This window comes from Nonomuraea spiralis (assembly GCF_014648435.1).
GTDB classification, from domain to species: domain Bacteria; phylum Actinomycetota; class Actinomycetes; order Streptosporangiales; family Streptosporangiaceae; genus Nonomuraea; species Nonomuraea spiralis.
The window spans coordinates 59,462-76,035 of sequence record NZ_BMRC01000038.1 but is presented as its reverse complement, the minus strand read 5'-3'; the positions used below and the strand labels follow the sequence as shown (position 1 = coordinate 76,035).

General features: G+C 73.2%; 16 protein-coding genes. 12 read left to right on the top strand and 4 right to left on the bottom strand.

Going from position 1 to position 16,574, the window contains the following annotated elements; translation table 11 throughout:
• Positions 1 to 268: zinc ribbon domain-containing protein (locus tag IEZ27_RS47610; RefSeq protein WP_189653286.1), on the top strand; the 268-nt coding region annotated here is incomplete at its 5' end.
• Between the two features lie 47 nt (positions 269 to 315).
• Here the strand turns inward: IEZ27_RS47610 and IEZ27_RS47605 are convergent.
• Positions 316 to 906, bottom strand: a complete 591-nt coding sequence (locus tag IEZ27_RS47605; RefSeq protein ID WP_189653285.1) for a TetR/AcrR family transcriptional regulator — start codon at positions 904 to 906, stop codon at positions 316 to 318.
• A 98-nt stretch (positions 907 to 1,004) separates the two neighbouring features.
• On the opposite strand from IEZ27_RS47605, the gene IEZ27_RS47600 reads away from it, so the two are divergent.
• Positions 1,005 to 2,141: a cytochrome P450 gene (locus IEZ27_RS47600; protein WP_189653284.1), complete on the top strand. Its 1,137-nt coding sequence runs from the start codon at positions 1,005 to 1,007 to the stop codon at positions 2,139 to 2,141.
• A 9-nt stretch (positions 2,142 to 2,150) separates the two neighbouring features.
• Here the strand turns inward: IEZ27_RS47600 and IEZ27_RS47595 are convergent, their stop codons facing one another.
• On the bottom strand, positions 2,151 to 3,059 hold the full coding sequence (locus IEZ27_RS47595) for a cyclase family protein (RefSeq protein ID WP_189653283.1): 909 nt from the start codon (positions 3,057 to 3,059) through the stop codon (positions 2,151 to 2,153).
• 29 nt (positions 3,060 to 3,088) lie between these two features.
• Here IEZ27_RS47595 and IEZ27_RS47590 point away from each other — a divergent pair, with 29 nt between their 5' ends.
• Complete coding sequence (locus IEZ27_RS47590) at positions 3,089 to 4,273, top strand: serine hydrolase domain-containing protein (protein WP_189653282.1); 1,185 nt, start codon at positions 3,089 to 3,091, stop codon at positions 4,271 to 4,273.
• 8 nt (positions 4,274 to 4,281) lie between these two features.
• Here the strand turns inward: IEZ27_RS47590 and IEZ27_RS47585 are convergent, their stop codons facing one another.
• Both IEZ27_RS47585 and IEZ27_RS47580 read right to left on the bottom strand, forming a co-directional pair.
• The gene (locus IEZ27_RS47585) at positions 4,282 to 5,019 is read right to left on the bottom strand and encodes an SDR family NAD(P)-dependent oxidoreductase (protein WP_125647397.1); all 738 of its coding nucleotides are present in this window, start codon (positions 5,017 to 5,019) and stop codon (positions 4,282 to 4,284) included.
• The gene (locus IEZ27_RS47580) at positions 5,019 to 5,609 is read right to left on the bottom strand and encodes an isochorismatase family cysteine hydrolase (RefSeq protein WP_229824999.1); all 591 of its coding nucleotides are present in this window, start codon (positions 5,607 to 5,609) and stop codon (positions 5,019 to 5,021) included. Before IEZ27_RS47580 ends, IEZ27_RS47585 begins: the two co-directional genes overlap by 1 nt.
• Before the next feature lie 168 nt (positions 5,610 to 5,777).
• Between IEZ27_RS47580 and IEZ27_RS47575 the strand changes: the two genes are divergently transcribed.
• The 9 genes from IEZ27_RS47575 (at position 5,778) to IEZ27_RS47535 (ending at position 16,567) form a co-directional block, all read left to right on the top strand.
• A complete protein-coding gene (locus IEZ27_RS47575) occupies positions 5,778 to 7,559 on the top strand; it encodes a serine/threonine-protein kinase (RefSeq protein ID WP_189653281.1) in 1,782 nt (593 codons plus the stop codon).
• 50 nt (positions 7,560 to 7,609) lie between these two features.
• Positions 7,610 to 7,972 carry a Zn-ribbon domain-containing OB-fold protein gene (locus tag IEZ27_RS47570; RefSeq protein ID WP_189653280.1) on the top strand — a complete coding sequence of 121 codons (363 nt, stop codon included), beginning with the start codon at positions 7,610 to 7,612 and terminating at the stop codon, positions 7,970 to 7,972.
• Positions 7,969 to 8,292, top strand: a complete 324-nt coding sequence (locus tag IEZ27_RS47565) for a VOC family protein (protein ID WP_229824998.1) — start codon at positions 7,969 to 7,971, stop codon at positions 8,290 to 8,292. Before IEZ27_RS47570 ends, IEZ27_RS47565 begins: the two co-directional genes overlap by 4 nt.
• A 15-nt stretch (positions 8,293 to 8,307) precedes the next feature.
• Positions 8,308 to 9,822 carry a class I adenylate-forming enzyme family protein gene (locus IEZ27_RS47560; RefSeq protein ID WP_189653278.1) on the top strand — a complete coding sequence of 505 codons (1,515 nt, stop codon included), beginning with the start codon at positions 8,308 to 8,310 and terminating at the stop codon, positions 9,820 to 9,822.
• Positions 9,819 to 11,861 carry an acetate--CoA ligase family protein gene (locus IEZ27_RS47555; RefSeq protein WP_268246128.1) on the top strand — a complete coding sequence of 681 codons (2,043 nt, stop codon included), beginning with the start codon at positions 9,819 to 9,821 and terminating at the stop codon, positions 11,859 to 11,861. The genes IEZ27_RS47560 and IEZ27_RS47555 overlap by 4 nt, the downstream gene beginning before the upstream one ends.
• Positions 11,848 to 12,597 carry a glucose 1-dehydrogenase gene (locus IEZ27_RS47550; RefSeq protein WP_125647241.1) on the top strand — a complete coding sequence of 250 codons (750 nt, stop codon included), beginning with the start codon at positions 11,848 to 11,850 and terminating at the stop codon, positions 12,595 to 12,597. Before IEZ27_RS47555 ends, IEZ27_RS47550 begins: the two co-directional genes overlap by 14 nt.
• A gap of 123 nt (positions 12,598 to 12,720) precedes the next feature.
• On the top strand, positions 12,721 to 13,563 hold the full coding sequence (locus tag IEZ27_RS47545; RefSeq protein ID WP_229824997.1) for a helix-turn-helix transcriptional regulator: 843 nt from the start codon (positions 12,721 to 12,723) through the stop codon (positions 13,561 to 13,563).
• Between the two features lie 69 nt (positions 13,564 to 13,632).
• Positions 13,633 to 14,406: an SDR family NAD(P)-dependent oxidoreductase gene (locus IEZ27_RS47540; protein WP_189653277.1), complete on the top strand. Its 774-nt coding sequence runs from the start codon at positions 13,633 to 13,635 to the stop codon at positions 14,404 to 14,406.
• Between the two features lie 313 nt (positions 14,407 to 14,719).
• On the top strand, positions 14,720 to 16,567 hold the full coding sequence (locus tag IEZ27_RS47535) for a CHAP domain-containing protein (RefSeq protein WP_189653276.1): 1,848 nt from the start codon (positions 14,720 to 14,722) through the stop codon (positions 16,565 to 16,567).
• Positions 16,568 to 16,574: the final 7 nt, after the last annotated feature.

The following is a 16,574-nucleotide window of genomic DNA, read 5'->3' as shown; positions in this document are numbered from 1 at the left end:
CGGCAGGACATTCGCCAAAGTCAGCCGATGGTTTCCATCCTCCAAGCTGTGTTCAGTATGTGGAGCCGTAACCGAGGCGATGCCTCTGCAGGTCCGCGAATGGACCTGCGTGTGTGGCGTGGTTCACGACCGCGACATCAACGCTGCGATCAACATCCTGGCCGCCGGACGGGCGGACAGGCTAAACGCCTGTGGAGGGCCGGTCAGACCATCCTTCGAGATGGCACAGTCCCGCGAAGCAGGAAGCCACGGCAGTGCCGCCGCGTGAAGGGGCGGCACAGGCCAGAATCTTCGGGCTTCAGCCCGGAGAGCGCGTCAAAGCGGGAGCCCGGCCTCCAGGTGCGCGAGCGCCTTGTCCAGCTCGGCGGGGCCGTCCATGGCCGGGTTCCGCGTCCACTCGAACCACAGGGCCACCATCACGCCCGTGACGGCCCCGGTGACGTTCCTGATCTCGGGGTCGTCCACGCTGCGGCCCTCGCGCGCGGCGAGCTCCTCCCGAAGCGTCCTCAGCACGCCGGTGACGTTCTCCAGGCCGGCCGCCCACAACTCGGGAACGGTGAGCATGAGCATCTCCCGTTCCATGCCGTCGGCGATCTCCTCCCGCGTCTGAGCGTCGTTCACCGCCCGCATGGCCGCGCGCACGGCCTGGACGGGCCCGACGCCGGCGGGCACGGCCCTGAGCGCCTCCAGGAAGGGCGGGAACTGGTCGACCAGCACCAGGTCCTCCTTCGTCGGGAAATAGCGGAAGACGGTGCTGGGCGCGACCTCCGCCGCCTCAGCGACCTGCTCGACGGTCGTCTGCGCGTATCCCTGCTCGCGGAACAGCCGCAGGGCCGCCTTCTGGATCAGCGCCCTGGTCCTGGCCTTCTTCCGTTCGCGCAGGCCCTGGGCCGGTCGCTCGCTCATGCCACCGCATTCTCCGGGCTGCCGCCGCGCACGTCCACTCATCGGAGATCACTTTGAATCGCTATACAGCTCTTATTTGAGAGTCTACTCTCACAATTATGCGACTTCCCACCGAACGCCCCGCGGAATGCCCCTTCGACCCTCCGGCCGGGCTGGCCGGCCTTCCGGCGATGAGCCGCCTGGAGTTCGCCGACGGCCATCTCGGCTGGCTGGCCACCACCGCCGAGGCCGCCCGCGCGGTGCTGGGCGATCCCCGGTTCAGCGCCAGGCAGGAGCTCAAGCACGCGGCCGTCCACGCCGTACCCGCCGGCGGGCCGGGCAGGGCGGCACCGCCGGGCTTCTTCGCCGCCACCGACCCGCCGGAGCACACCCGCTACCGGCGCCTGCTCACCGGGCAGTTCACGCTGCGCAGGATGCGCCTGCTCGAAGCGCGGATCGAGCGCATCGCCGCCGACCACCTCGACGCCATGGCCGCCGCCGGGCCGCCGGCCGACCTGGTGACGGCGTACGCGCTGCCGATCCCCTCGCTGGTCATCTGCGAGCTGCTCGGCGTCCCGTACGCCGACCACGGACTGTTCCAGGAGCTCAGCGCGCGGCTCGTCACCTTCGGCGACGGGGGCGCGGGGGCGCTGGCCGAGCTGATCGCCTACCTCCGGGACCTGGTCCGAGGCAAACGCGCGAAGCCGGACGACGACCTGCTCAGCGGCCTGACCGGCGAGCTGTCGGACGAGGAGCTGGCCAACCTCGGGGTGATCCTGCTCGTCGCCGGGCACGAGACCACGGCCAACATGCTCGCCCTGGGCGTGTTCGCGCTGCTGGAGCGCGGGTGCGCGTACGAGGAGGGGGCGGTCGAGGAGCTGCTGCGCTGGTTGTCGATCCTGCATCTCGGCGCGCCCTCCAGAGCCGCCCTGGAGGACGTGGAGGTGGCGGGCGTGACGGTCAGGGCGGGCGAGACCGTGGCCCTGTCCCTGCCCGTGATCAACCGCGACCCGGCCGTGTACGCCGACCCCGACCGCTTGCTGCCCGGCCGCCCGGAGGCCCGCCGCCACCTGGCCTTCGGGCACGGCGTGCATCAGTGCCTCGGCCAGCAGCTCGCCAGGATCGAGTTGCGCATCGGCTACCGGGCGCTGTTCGAGCGGTTCCCCGGCCTGCGGCTGGCCGTGCCGGCCACCGAGGTCCCGGTCAAGCACGACGCCGCCGTCTACGGCGTCAGGAGCCTGCCCGTCACCTGGTGACCGGCCCGTTCACAGGACGGCGAGCGGGGTGACCGGGCTGCCGGTGCCGCCCTCGATGCGCAGCGGCGCGGCCACGAACACGAACTCCGTACGGCCGGCCGCGCCCAGCTCTTCGAGCCAGAGCATCTCGATCAGGTGGATCCCGTGCCGGTGGAGCAGGATGAGGTGCAGGTCGTCGGCCGCGGGCTCGTCGGCGAGCTGGTGGGCGTTCAGTCCGCCGATGGCCGCGTTGTCCGAGGCCACCGCCGACACGTCCAGCCCGGCCAGCCAGGCGCCCGCCTCCGCCGACAGGCCCGGCTGGCCCGCCCAGTACTCCTCCCGCGAGCGCTCCCACGCCAGCGGCCATCCCGTACGGATCACCGCGACGTCCCCCGGGCGCGGCGTGGCGATCTCGCGCAGGAGCCCGGCCGGGATCCGGAAGTCGGCGGGCAGGTGGTCGAGCCCGAGGTGCCGGGGCACGTCGAACAGCACGCCCCTGGCCACCACGCCGCCCACGTGCTCGATCCCGCACCTGGTCGCGCCGTAGGAGCGGACGCGGGCGGCCGGGTGGCCGTTGTAGAGCTCGTCGCCGGTCCACATGTGACACAGCGCGTCCATGTGGGTGGTGGTGCCGTGGTGGGTGACGAGCAGGGCGTCGTCTGCCACGCGCAGGCCGTCGCCGACGGGCCGGGCGCCCGCGGCGTAGTCGCCGCCGTCCACGGACATGAAATGTTGCGGCAGCGGGCGGCCCCGCAGGTGGGGGACCGTCGTGGGGGCGGCCGAGGAGGTGGCGCCCCTGATCGGCATGGCCAGGCTCAGCACCTCGCCGGTGACGGCGCTGCGCAGGGCCTCCAGGACCAGGGCGGGGGTGAGCAGGTTGAGGGTTCCGCGCTGATCGTCTGGGCCGAATCGTCCCCAGTTGTTAGGCTCGTGCACCAAGTAAGCGCTTCCTTTCCTGCGGAGGTCTGATGTACTGCGATCCCCGGTTCTCCCGCGTGCGCGAGGCGTTCGAACGGAACTTCGCCGAGGGCGAGGAGCTGGGCGCGGCCGTCGCCGTCTACCAGGACGGCGAGCTGGTCGTGGACCTGTGGGACGGCGTCGCCGACCGGCACACGGGCCGCCCCTGGGAGGCGGACACCCCGGCCTTCGCGTACTCGTGCACGAAGGCCGTCGCGGCCACCGTGCTGCTGCGGCTGGCCGAGCGCGGGCTGGTGGACGTGGCGGCGCCGGTCGCGGACGTGTGGCCGGAGTTCACCGCCGGGGGCAAGCAGAGGGTCACGGTCGAGCACGTGCTGACGCACTCCTGCGGGCTGCCGGTGATCGAGACGCCGGTGCCCGTGACGGAGTTCGAGGACCAGCCGGCCATCGCCGCCCGGCTCGCCGGTCAGACGCCTCTGTGGGAGCCGGGGACGGCGCACGGGTACCACGCGCTGACGTACGGCTTCCTGGTCGGGGAGGTGGTGCGGCGGGTCACGGGCAAATCGGTGGGCGAGCTGGTGGCCGCGGAGATCGCCGGGCCTCTGGGGCTGGACCTCTGGGTCGGGGCCCCCGACGACGTGATCGCCCGCGCCGCCCGCCTCAAGGCCCCCTCCCGCCCGGCCCCCCAGAACGCGGCCCCCGAGACCCCGGCTCCCGGGAACGCGGACAGCCCGGCGGGCGGGGGGCGGGACCTGTTGGCCGAGATGAGCAGGGCGGTGCTCGACCCCGGCAGCCTGATGAACCGGGCGCTCGGCAACCCCGCCATCCGCCTGCTGGAAGGCGGCGCGAACAACCCGGTGATCCTGCGCGCCGGCTGGCCCGCCGCCGGGGTCGTCACCACCGCCAAGGGACTGGCCGGGTTCTACCGCGCGCTGGTCGGCGGCGACGTCCTGGCCTCCGCGACCCTCCAGGACGCCCTGCGCCCCCGCGTCAGCGGCCCCGACCGCGTGTTGTTCATGGACACCACGTTCGGTCTCGGCTACATGCGTCCCTCGTTCACCTTCCCGATGCCGTCGAAGACCGCGTTCGGCCACTCGGGCATGGGCGGCTCGCTCGGCATGGGCGACCCCGACCGCCGGCTGGCCTTCGGGTACGTGATGAACAGGATGGCCGACAGCCTCACCGGCAACCTGCGCGGCCTGCGCCTCGTCGAGGCGGTCCACCGCTCCCTGTGACCCGCGCGTCACTGCATGGTCACGCCGCCGCTCACCGACAGCGTCTGCCCGGTGATGTAGGCGGCCCGGTCGGTGCACAGGTACGCGATCAGCCCCGCCACGTCGGCGGGCGTGCCGAGGCGGCGCAGCGGGATGCCCCGGGCGATCTTGTCCACGAGTCCCGGCTCGGCCTCGGACACCCGGCGCAGCATGGGCGTGTCGGTCGGCCCCGGGCAGACCACGTTCGAGGTCACCCCGCCCTTGGCGGCCTCGCGGGCCAGCGTCTTGGCCAGGCCGAACAGGGCCGCCTTGGTGGCCGCGTACGCCCCCTCGCCGCCCGACCCGGCCCTGGCCCCGTCGGAGGAGACGAACACCAGCCGCCCCCACCCCCTGGCCGTCATCCCGGGCAGGAGCAGCTTGGTCATGAGCATCGGCCCGCGCAGATTGACCTGCCACATGAGGTCCCAGTCGGCCGGGTCGCTCGCCGTGAACGGCCCCACGACCGACACCCCGGCGTTGTGCACGAGCACGTCCACGGGCCCCGCCTCGGCGCAGAACGCCTCGACGGAGGCGGGCGAGGCCAGGTCCACGGGCAGCGCCCGCGCGCCGGGCAGGGCGGCGGCCGTACGGCGGGCGTTCGGCAGGTCCACGTCGGCGACGGTCACGCGGGCGCCGAGCGCGGCCAGGTCGGCGGCGATCGCCGTGCCGATGGCGCCGGCTCCCCCGGTCACGACGGCGGCGCGGCCGTCGAGGCGCAGGCCGTCCATCATGTCCACGTCCCGGCGAGGTCGGCCGCGGCGACGCGGGTGGCGAGCAGGCCGATCGTGTTGCGCAGGACGGCCTTCGCGTAGTCCTCCGGGATGCCGGCCACGGCGTCCTTCACCACCGTGACCCGGTAGCCCAGGTTGACCGCCTCCAGCGCCAGCCCCGGGATGCCCACGTTGAGCGAGACCCCCATCGCGACCACGGACGTGACCCCGAGGGAGCGCAGCGTCATGTCGAGCGAGGTGCCGGTGAACGGCGAGAACCCGTGGTGCCGCCGGCTCTCCAGGTCGCCGTCCTCGCGCAGCTCGGGCAGCACCTCCACGGCGGGGGTGCCCTCCAGCATGTGCTCGGGGTCCTTGAGCAGGGAGACGATGAACGGGCAGTTGCCGGTGTGGGAGCCCGCCCGGTCGGGCCGGAAGGCGGCGGTGCAGTGGATCACGGGGAGCCCGGCCGCCCTGGCCGCGTTCAGGACGCGGGCGGCGTTGGGGACGACGTCGTGGCGGGTGCAGGCCGCCACCAATTCTGGAAATTTCGTGAGATCGCCGACGACCCCTCGCTGCATCTCCATCACCAGTACGGCCGGCCGCTCCACCCGCACCCTCCATTACTTAGCCGAGCGCTTGCTTGGGCAAGCCCAGCATAACACCGCCCCCCACAGCCCCACCCATCACCACATGAGGCGAAATTTCTCCAGACGTGACAACCCACACCCCGGGTGAGACCGTCGAATGCACGACGGCATGCCTGATGGGGGTTGGACTTGGTCCCTGGTTACCGTGAAGTTCGCCAGCTCGGCGCGGGCCGTACCGGCCGCGTGTTCCTCGCCACCTACCAGTCCACCGGCGCCTACGTGGCGATCAAGTACCTGAACGCCACCCTGCGCAGGGACGCCGAGTTCATGGAGCGCTTCAGGGCCGACACCCACCGCCTCGTCGAGCTCGACGACCCCGGCGTCGTCCGCCTCTACGAGTACGTCGAGACCCCGGCCAGGGCCGCCCTCGTCATGGAGCTCGTGGACGGCGTGTCGCTGCGCACGCTGCTGGCCGAGCACGGCCGGACCTCGCCGGAGGCGGCCCTCGTACTGCTCAAGGGCATCCTGGCCGCCCTGGCCGCCGCGCACGAGAAGGGCGTGCCGCACCGGGACGTCAAGCCGGAGAACGTCCTGGTCCAGGCGGACGGCACCGGCAAGCTGGCCGACTTCGGCGTGGTCGTGCACGCCGAGGAGCCGGGGGTGCCCGCGGGGAGCCCGGCGTACATGTCGCCCGAGTTGTGGACGCAGGGACGGGCGGGGCCGCCGGCCGACCTGTACGCGGCGGCCTGCGTGTTGTTCGAGGCGGTCAGGGGGCGGCCGCCGTACCGGGCGTACAAGGAGGGCACGGACGGCGAGCAGGACGTCCTGGCGCTGCGTGACCTGCACCTGATGGAGCCGGTGCCGCTGGAGGTGGTCCCGGACGCCCTGCGCGACCTGCTCAGGCGCGGGCTGGCCAAGGACCCGGCGCTCAGGTACGCCTCGGCCCGGCAGTTCGCGGCCGAGCTGGAGGAGGACGCGGTCGCCGCGTACGGACCGGACTGGGAGCAGCGGGGCCGCCGCCGGCTCGCCGAGCTGGCCACGCTGCTCGCGCTGCGCTTCCCGCTGGCGGCCAGGACCGAGCAGGGGAGGCGGGCCTCGGCCGGGAGCCGCGGGCGGGCGGTCAGGCTGCCCGCGCTGCCGCCGCACCTGTGGGTGGCGGGCGCGACGGTGGTCGCGGTGGCGATCGCCCTCGTGCTCTCCGGCGGGCGGTGGTCGCCGGGGGCGGGCACGATCCTGATGCCGCAGCCGAAGCCGTCGGGCGAGCTGAACCCCGCGCCGGTCGACGCGCACACGCCGACCCCCAGGAGGAGCGTGCCCGTCTCCGCCCGCGGCAGCGCGCGCCCGACCACACCGCCCGTGTCCACCAGCGCGCCGCCCGTGCCGCCGGTGTCCACCGGGGCGCCGGTGCCGACGTGGGCGCAGAGCGGGAGCGCGGTGCCGCCGCCCTCGGTGCGGGAGGCCAGCATCGCCCGGTGGAGCGGTTCGGCGGGCGCGATCAGGGTGTCCGCGGACGGCACGGGGCCGGTGCGGCTGAGCATCGCCTACACCCGGCGGCTCGACGGCGGCCCGGTCAGCACCGTACGGCGGGAGACCCGCACCCTGCGCGGCAGCACCGCCTACACCAGCGGCGTGCGGCAAGACCCCGGGAGCGTGGGCTGCGGGACGCGGGCCTACCTCGGGATCGTCGTCATGACCGAGCCGGCGGCGGTCAACGGGCCGCAGGTCAGCGAGGTCGCGGTGGACGGGCCCGCGTGCCCCTCGCCGTCGGCCACGCCCACGCCGTCCCAGGCCCCCTCGGCCACCCCCTCGGCCACCGCCTCGGGGGCGACGCCCACGGCGACCGGCGCGCCCGTCGCGCGTCCCACCTCGGACGCGACGCCCCCCGCACCTGGCTACTCCGGCGAGGGCGCCCTTCCGGATGCCACGGACGAGCCCACGGCGGAGCACGGCGGCCTGGTCGAGGGCTACTAGCGGGGACGGGGACCTTGTCCGGTAACCAAGCGTGCGCTAGCTTGGCAGCGATGAGCGGTGACACCTCCCCCACCGGCGCCCCCGGGCCGCGCGGCGAGCTGGTGATCCGGCGCTGTGTGTCCTGCGGCCGCCGCGCCTGGCTGCCCGAGCCGTCGTGCCCGTCGTGCGGCGGCGGCGAGCACGCCGTCGAGCCCGCCGCGGGCACGGGCACGGTGCACACGTTCACCGTCGTGCACCGGTCGTTCGCGCCCGGCTACCGGGGGCGGGAGCCGTACGTGCCGGCGTGGGTGGACCTGGACGAGGGTGTGCGCGCGTTCGGGCACGTGGTGGGGTGCGCGCCGGAGGAGGTCCGCGTCGGGATGCCGGTGCGGGTGACGTTCGTGGACGATCTACCGCATTGGAGGCCCGTGTGAAGCTCGGCAACGTGCTCATCCCCGTCGCCGACCTGGACGAGGCGATCGCCTTCTACGGGCTGCCGGTGAAGTTCAGGGACGGCGACAGGTTCGCCGCGCTGGACGGCGGCGGCGTCACCGTGGCGCTGGCCGGTCCCGGGGAGCATGTCACCGCGTCGGCGGCGCCGTCGTACAAGGTGGACGACGTGGCGGCGGCGGTGCGGGAGATGGCGGCGCGGGGGGCCGAGGTGGTGCGCGCGCCCGAGGACGGGCCGCACGAGAGGCGGGCCGTGTTGCGCGACCCCTCAGGAAACACGTTCGTGCTCTACTCGCCCCTCTGACCTGGAGGCACCCCCATGGCGCGATCACCCTACGGCAACTACGGCCACGCGATCCTGACCGCGGGAGCGCTGCGCACGCCCGACCGGGTGGCGCTGACGTACTGCGGCGAGCGCGGTTTCACCTACGACGAGCTGAACCGGGTCGTCAACCGCCGCGCGAACGCCCTGCTCGCGGCCGGGATCACCCCGGGGCAGCGGGTGGCGGCGCTGCTCAACGAGACGCTGCGGGTCGCCGAGGTCTACCTCGCGCAGGCCAAGATCGGGGCGGTGACGGCGGCGCTGAACCCGTACTGGCCGGTCGAGACGCTGCGGGCGGTGGTGGCCGCCTCCGGATGCACGGCCTTCGTGTACGACTCCACGGTCGCCGACGTCGTCGGCCGGATCAGGGACTCGCTCCCGGACGTCACCACCTGGATCGACGCCGGGGAGCTGGCCGACGGCCCGGACGAGGAACCCCCGCTGGCCGGCTTCCACGACGACCCGCTGGCCCTCTACTACACCTCGGGCACGACCGGCCTGCCCAAGGCCGTCGTGCACACTCACGCCTCCTCCCTGGCGACGGCCCAGATCTGGCTGGACGTGCCGCGCGGCCCCGGCTCGGTGTTCGGCACCGGCGCGATCATCTGGGGCATCGGCTTCCCGGCCATCGTCGGCCCCGCCCTGTACGCGGGCATGCGCCTGGTGCTGGAGCAGGACTGGGGGCCGGCGAACTTCCTGCGCGTGGTGCCGCGCGAACGGGTCACGCACGTGTCGCAGATCCCGTCGTTCTACGCGGCGCTGCTGGGGTCGTCCGAACACGAGGGCGTGGACCTGTCGTCGATCCAGGTGATCATGCTGGGCGGCGAGCCGCTGACCGCGACGATGCTGGAACGGATCAAGGGCAGGCTGCCCGGGGCCGGGGTGTACTCGTACTACGGGCAGACCGAGGCGCCGTACACGTGCATGGGCCGGGTGGACGACGGCTCGACGCCGCTCGGCTCCTCCGGCCGGGCCCGTACGGGCAACGCCGTACGGATCACCGACCCGTCCGGCGCCCCCGTGGTCGGCGCGGTCGGCGAGATCAACCTGGCCGGGCCCCACCGCATGGCGGGCTACGACGGGACGGACGACTCGGGTGTCCTGCGCGGCGACTGGTACGTGGGCGGCGACCTCGGGACGTTGTCGGCCGACGGCGTGCTGCGTGTCCTCGGCCGCCGCGAGGACGCCATTCTCAAACACGGCCGCTGGACGCAACCCGCCACGATCGAGGAGGCCGTCTCCGCCCTGGACGGCGTGGCCGAGGCCGGCGCGGTGGGCGTCCCCGAGGGGGCGGACGAGCAGCGGGTGCTGCTGGCGGTCGTACCGCGGGCCGGGCATTCGCTGGAGGCCGCCAAGCTGTCGCTCGCCCTGGCCGACACGCTGCCCGCGCACCAGCGCCCCGACCACATCGTGGTGACCGGCGAGCTGCCGCACTCCCAGGACGCCTCCGGCGGGCCGGGCAAGCTGCTGCGCCGGCAGATCCGCGAGCAGCACGGGCACCTGCTCGGGTGAGCGGCGGCGAGGTTCGTGCCGCCCTCCGCGAGCACGAGGTCAAGGCGATGGTCGCGGCGGCCGGCGTGCCGGTGCCACGCGGGGTGGTGGTGCGCGAATCGGACTTCGCGGTGGCGCGGGGGCTGGCCGAGCCGTTGGTGTTGAAGGCGTTCGGTCCGGGGCTGGTGCACAAATCGGACGCCGGGGCCGTACGGCTCGGGCTGCGGGCGGACGAGCTGGCGGCGGCGGCCGCGGAGATGCGGGCCCGGCTCGACGGGTTTCTCGTCGAGGGGTTCCTCGTCGAGGAGCAGGCGCCCGCGGGCGTGGAGCTGATCGTGGGGCTGGTCGGCGATCCGGGGTTCGGCCCGGTGCTGCTGGCCGGGCTGGGCGGCATCTGGACGGAGGCGATGCGCGACACGGCGCTGCGGCTCTGCCCGATCTCCGAACGGGACGCGCGGCTCATGCTGGACTCGCTGCGCGGCTCGGCCCTCCTGCACGGCCACCGCGGCCGGCCGCCCGTGGACCTGGACGCCGTGGTCAAGCTGCTCATGACGGTCGGCGGCCCCGGCGGGCTGTGGGAACGGCTGGAACTGGGCGAGTTCGAGCTGAACCCGGTCATCGCCACCCCTTCGGGCGTGACCGCCGTGGACGCCCGCCACCTGCCGGGCCCGGCCACGCCGCGCCCGTCCGTCCCCCGCGAGCCGGCGGACTTCCTGCCGCTCTTCGAGCCCCGCGCGGTGGCCGTCGTCGGCGCCTCCGCCACCAGGCCGAACTTCGGGAACATGTTCCTCGACTTCTACCGGGCCGCCGGCGTCCCGCTCGTGGCCGTGCACCCGACGGCGGCCGAGGTGGCGGGGGTGCCCGCCGTACCGTCGCTGGCCGCCGCCGAGGTGGACTACGCGCTGGTGGCGGTGCCCGCCGACCGGTGCGCGGAGGTGGTCCGGCAGGCGTCGGGCATCCCGTACGTGCAGGTGATGAGCGGCGGGTTCGGCGAGGCGGGGCGTACGGACCTGGAACGCGGGCTGGCCGAGGCCGCGCGCGCGGCGGGCACGCGGCTGGTCGGGCCCAACTGCATGGGCGTGTACTGCCCGCGCGGGCGGCAGACGTTCGTCGGCGGCGGGGTCGGGCCGGCGGGCTCGGTCGCGCTGATCTCCCAGAGCGGCGGGCTCGCGGGCGAGGTGATCAAGGTCGGGGAGCGGCGCGGCCTCGCGTTCAGCCGGGTCGTCACCGTGGGGAACTCGGCTGACGTGACCCCCGCCGAACTGCTGTCCTGGCTGGCCCGCGACACCGAGACCCGGGCCGTCGGGCTCTACCTGGAGGACCCGCGCGGCGGCCGGGAGCTGTACGAGGCGCTGGGCGCGGCCGGGCTCCCGGTGGCGCTGCTGGTCGGCGGGCGCAGCTCGCAGGGGCGGCGGGCGGCGCTCTCGCACACCGGCGGTCTGGTCGGCGACCTGCGGGTGTGGGAGGCGGTCGCGGCCCAGACGGGGACGGCGCTGGTGTCCTCGCAGGACGACCTGATCGGCGTGCTGGCCTTCTTCCAGGCGCACGGCTCGCGGGTGACGGACGGCGACGGGGTGCTGGTGATCGGGCCGAGCGGGGGCGCGGGCGTGCTGGCGGCCGACGCGTTCGACCGGGCGGGGGTGCGGCTCGACCCGCTGCCGGAGGGCGTGCTCGACGGGCTCGGCGCCGCCGTCCCCGGGAACCCGCTGGAGGTGCCGGTGGGGCCGCGCGGGCGTCCCGGGCTGGTGCCGGAGGTGATCGAGGCGGTCGTCCGGCGGCGGCCGTACGGGGACGTGGTCGCCCATGTGAACGTCCAGAGCTTCTTCACCTACGGCGACGCGGCCGAGCCCCTGTACGCCTACGCGCGGGCTCTGGCCGGCGCGCAGGAGGCGCTGCCGCGCGTCAGGATCACACTGGTCACCAGGAACGGCGAGTGCGCGCCCCCGGGCGTCGAGGACGAGGTAAGGCGGATCGCGGCGGCGGCGGGCATCCCCGTCTACCGCACCATGGAGGCGGCCGCGGTGGCCGTCGCGGCAGGAGGTCGACGTGGGACTGCTTGACGGCAAGGTCGCGCTGATCACGGGCGGGGCCAGAGGCATGGGAGAGTCGCACGTGCGGCTGTTCCTCGAAGAGGGCGCGCGGGTGGTCTTCGGCGACGTGCTGGAGGAGGAGGGCAAGGCGCTGGCGGCCGAGACCGGCGCCGCGTACGTGCGCCACGACGTACGCAGCCCCGCCGAGTGGCGGCGGGCCGTGGACACGGCCACGGAACTGCACGGACGGCTCGACGTCCTGGTGAACAACGCCGGCATCCTCACCTACGGCCGCATCCAGGACATGGAACCCGAGGACTTCGACCGGGTGATCGACGTGAACCTCAAGGGCACCTGGCTCGGGGTCAAGTCGGTGATCGACCCCATGAAGGCGGCCGGGCGCGGCGCGATCGTGAACATCTCCTCGATCGAGGGCTTCGTCGGGGCGGAGGGGTTGTCGGCGTACGCGGCGTCGAAGTTCGCCGTCCGGGGGCTGACGAAGTCGGCCGCGCGGGAGCTGGCCCGGTTCAAGATCCGGGTGAACTCGGTGCATCCCGGGGCGATCAACACGGCGATGGCGGTGAACCCGGACCTGATGGCCGAGGTGGACGTGGAGGCGTTCGTGAAGTCGATGGTGATCAAACGGTTCGCCAAGCCGGTGGAGGTCTCGCACGTGGTGGCGTTCCTGGCCTCGGACCGGGCCAGCTACTGCACCGGCAGCGAGTTCACCGTGGACGGGGGCCTGCTGACGGGCGCGGGCTACTGAGGTCTGCCGCGAAGTGTTGATCAACGGCGTGTCGTGGCCGGACACGGATGCCACATCCGGCGACTCCGCCGTCAGAGCGTCGGCAGGACGAAGGGGCCGGTCAGAGGCTCCTACGATGGGCGAGTGGATATTTCCCGACTTCCGGTAGAGGCCCGGCAACGGCGCAGTGCCGAGATCCGCGAGTTCCTGAGGTCGCGCAGGGCCAGGCTGACTCCGTACGACGTCGGCATGCCCGCCGGCTCCGGCCGTCGCGCCAAGGGGCTGCGGCGCGAGGAGGTGGCGGTGCTAGCGGGGGTAGGGGTGTCCTGGTACACCTGGCTGGAGCAGGGGCGGGAGATCCACGTCTCGGCCGGGGTCTTGGACGCCGTCGCGCGGGTGCTGCGTTTCGACACGGCGGAGCGCGATCATCTGTACCTGCTCGCCGGGCTCAACCCGCCCCAGGCCGAGCCGTCGGACCGGCCGGTCTCGGCGGAGTTGCGGCGGCTGATCGACGGCTGGCTCCCGTCCCCGGCCTACATCCTCGACCGGCACTGGAACCTGGTCGCCGTCAACCGCGCCGCGCACCTGGTGTTCGGCTACTCGGACCGCGACCACAACTGCCTGGTGAGCTTCTTCACCAACGCCCGCTTCCGCTCCTCGCTGTCCCACTGGGAGGACGCGGCCCGGGCGATCGTCGGCCAGTTCCGCGCCGACGCGGCCCGCTACCCGGACGACCCGGAATTCGGCAGGCTGGCCGCCGACATGTGCGCCGCGAGTCCTTCCTTCGCCGAGATCTGGGCCGAGCATCCGATCGGCGAAGCGACCGAGGGCGTCAAGGTCGTCCACACACCGGAGACCGGTGAGCTGGTCTTCGAGTACCGGTCACTGTCGTTGCCCGACCGGCCAGGACACCGGCTGATGCTGCACACGCCGCAGCCGGGCACCGCCACCGGGGCGCGGCTGTCCGAGCTGATGGCGAGCGCCTGAAGGTGGTGGTGCCAGACCTAGGTTCGGCCGGAACTGTAGGAAACGGACGATCCGCTTGAGGATTGCCGCATGAACCGATTCCTGAACAAGACAGTTTTGATCACCGGCGGTGCCAGTGGCATGGGCTTCGCCACGGCGCAGCGGCTCCTGGACGAAGGCGCGTACGTCGTCATCAGCGGACGCGACCAGGTCCGTCTCGACACCGCGGCCGCCCGCTTGACGGACGCCCTGCCGGAGTCCGGCTCGGGCCGGGTGCTCGCGGTTCGAGCCGACGTCGCCTCCCCGGCGGACCTCGACCTTCTGATGCGGCGGATCGAAACCTGGCGCGGCGGCCTGGACGCGGTCTTCGCGAACGCCGGCGTGGGCGTGTTCAAGCCGAGCGCCGAGATCACCGAGGCGGAGTTCGACCACACCGTCGGCGTCAACTTCAAGGGCGTCTTCTTCACCGTCCAGAAGGCGCTGCCGCTGATGCGGGACGGCAGCGCGATCGTCATCAACGCGTCCTGGACGCTGTATCGCGGGCTGTCCGTCGCCTCCGTGTACTCCGCCAGCAAGGCAGCCGTCCACAACCTCGCCCGGACACTGGGCGCCGACCTCGCGCCGCGCGGCATCAGGGTCAACTCGGTCAGCCCGGGTTACATCGACACCGAGATGTACCGCGACGCCAACCCCGACCCGGAGAGCGCGGCGCACAACTCGGCCCAGGTACCGCTCGGCGCCATCGGTCACGCCGACAACGTCGCGGCGGCGGTGGCGTTCCTGGCCTCTGACGAGGCCGCCTACATCACCGGGCAGGACCTGGTCGTGGACGGCGGGCTCGTCGCCAGCGTCCCCGCCGCCTGAGCCTGCGGGTCTGTCGTACCGGGTGGCGGTGCCACGATGGCGTTCGAGCCGGTTGATGCCGCACTCGGCTCTTTTCTTCTTAAATCGCCTGTTCTAGACAGTCCTGGCGGCAGGGCTGAACTGGGATTATGCGCCTGGTGGTGTCTTTGCCCTCTCTTGGGGTGTGCTTGACCTTGGTCACGAAGCGGTAACCTCGCTCAGCACGGAAGACAACAGGTCTCCGGCTTTGTCGCATGTATCCCGGGGTACCCCGCCGTACCCCGGTATGCGTGGATAAATCCGGATCTTGCCCGGAAGGTTCCCCCATACTTCCATGACGCCAGAGATGCAGAAGTACATCGACCTGCTCGAAAGCCAGCTGGGCTACTCCGAGAAGGCCGGCGCGTACACCAAGTTCGGCGACTGGTACGGCAAGACCGTCGAGTTCGACGCCGACTACTCCGCCGCACCCTGGTGTGACATGTACCTCTCCTGGGCCGCGCACAAGCTCGGCTACCAGGAATGGATCGGGCAGTTCGCCTGGACCGTACGGCACGCCGAATGGTTCAAGGCACAGGGTGCCTGGGGCAAGACGCCCAAGCCAGGCGCTTTCGTCTTCTACGACTGGAGCGGGTCCGGCGAGATCGACGGCATCGACCACGTCGGCATCGTCACCGCGGTCCGGGGCGACAAGATCCTCACCATCGAGGGCAACATCGACGGCGGCGTCGCCAAGCGCAAGGAACGTGACACCGGCAAGGTCGTCGGCTACGGCTACCCCGAGCGCATCAAGGCCCGCCTGGAGGAGGAGGCGGCCCAGAAGCGGGCCGACGAGCAGGCGGCGATGCCCGCCAGGCCCGGCACCGACGTCGGAACGCTCCAACTCCCCGAGGACTCCCTCAGCTCCCTGATCCCGCACGTCGAGCAGGAACGTCCGGCCTCGGCCCCGCTGGCCGCCCGTCCGAAGCACACCGCCGAGCGGCCCGCCAAGGCCACGGCGACCTCGCCTTCCGGGTCTCCCGCCGTACCCTCGCCTGCCGCCTCCCCCGAGACGGCGCCCGTACCGACGGCGGCGGCCGGGCGGTCGGGGCAGAAGTCCAAGCACGCGAAGGCGACGACCGCCGACACCACGGCCGCCACCGCCGAGCCCCTCCCCACCCTCGTGGACGCCTCCTCGTCCGGCTCGCTGTCCACGATCGGCTCGCCGACGCTGGTCGGCTCGGCCCTGATCGCCGCCCTGGCCCTCCTCGCCCTCGCCAAGACCCGCCAATCCCGCCTTCGCCCCGCCAACGCCTCCCTGAAGCTCACCCCACCCCCGGCCCGCTTGAGAACCGCGACAACCGCGCCCGCCCCGACCCCCACCGTCGCGGGCCTCACCATCGGCACGGACATCACAGCGGACACCACAGCGGACACCACCGCGGGCCTCACCACCGGCGTGGGCACCACTTCGGCGGGCGAACTCAGGGTGCGCGACGCCTTGGGTGTCATCTCCTTGGAGCCCGGCCTCTCGGGCGGAGGCTCCGGAGAGGGCCGTCGTACCGGCGGCGCGGTCCCCGCGCCCGGCTCACGTCGCAGGCGAGGCTCCCACGCCGCAGGCGCCCGCCGCCGCCCCTCGAAGGCACACCCCGAGCACCCCCACCCGGCCCCCCTCCGCCGCACCGCCGCCAACCTCCATGAGGCCGTCCCGGCGCCCGGCTTCGAGGTCGCCGCCAACCTCTCCGAGGAGGGGTTCGAGGCGTTCAGTGATCCGATGGCGCCGCCGCGGCGGTTGGACAGCGCGGCGTTCCGGCCCGCGCCCGGCACCGCGCCCTTCGAGCCCACCTTCGACACCGGCCCGCTGGTCCCGATCTCGCTTCCCCCGGCGTCCAGCAGCTTCAGCGCCTTCTCCCCCGCCCCTCGTACGCGGGCGACGCCGCGTTCCGCCGAGGCGTCCGGGATCGGGGCGACCTACCGGGGCCGTCGGCGCCGCCCCGAGGCACCCACCGACCCGTACCTCCCCGAGCCCACGCCCTTCTGGGACGACCTCGCCCCGCGCGGCCGCCGCCACCGGCGCGCCACGACCGCCACCGCGCAGACGGTCACCGTCGAGACCTTCGTCCAGGACGCCCCCCTCAGGGGCCGCCGCCACCGCACCCGCGAAATCCTCACCACACCCGACTGGGGACGCCGACCGGCCTGACCTGGCG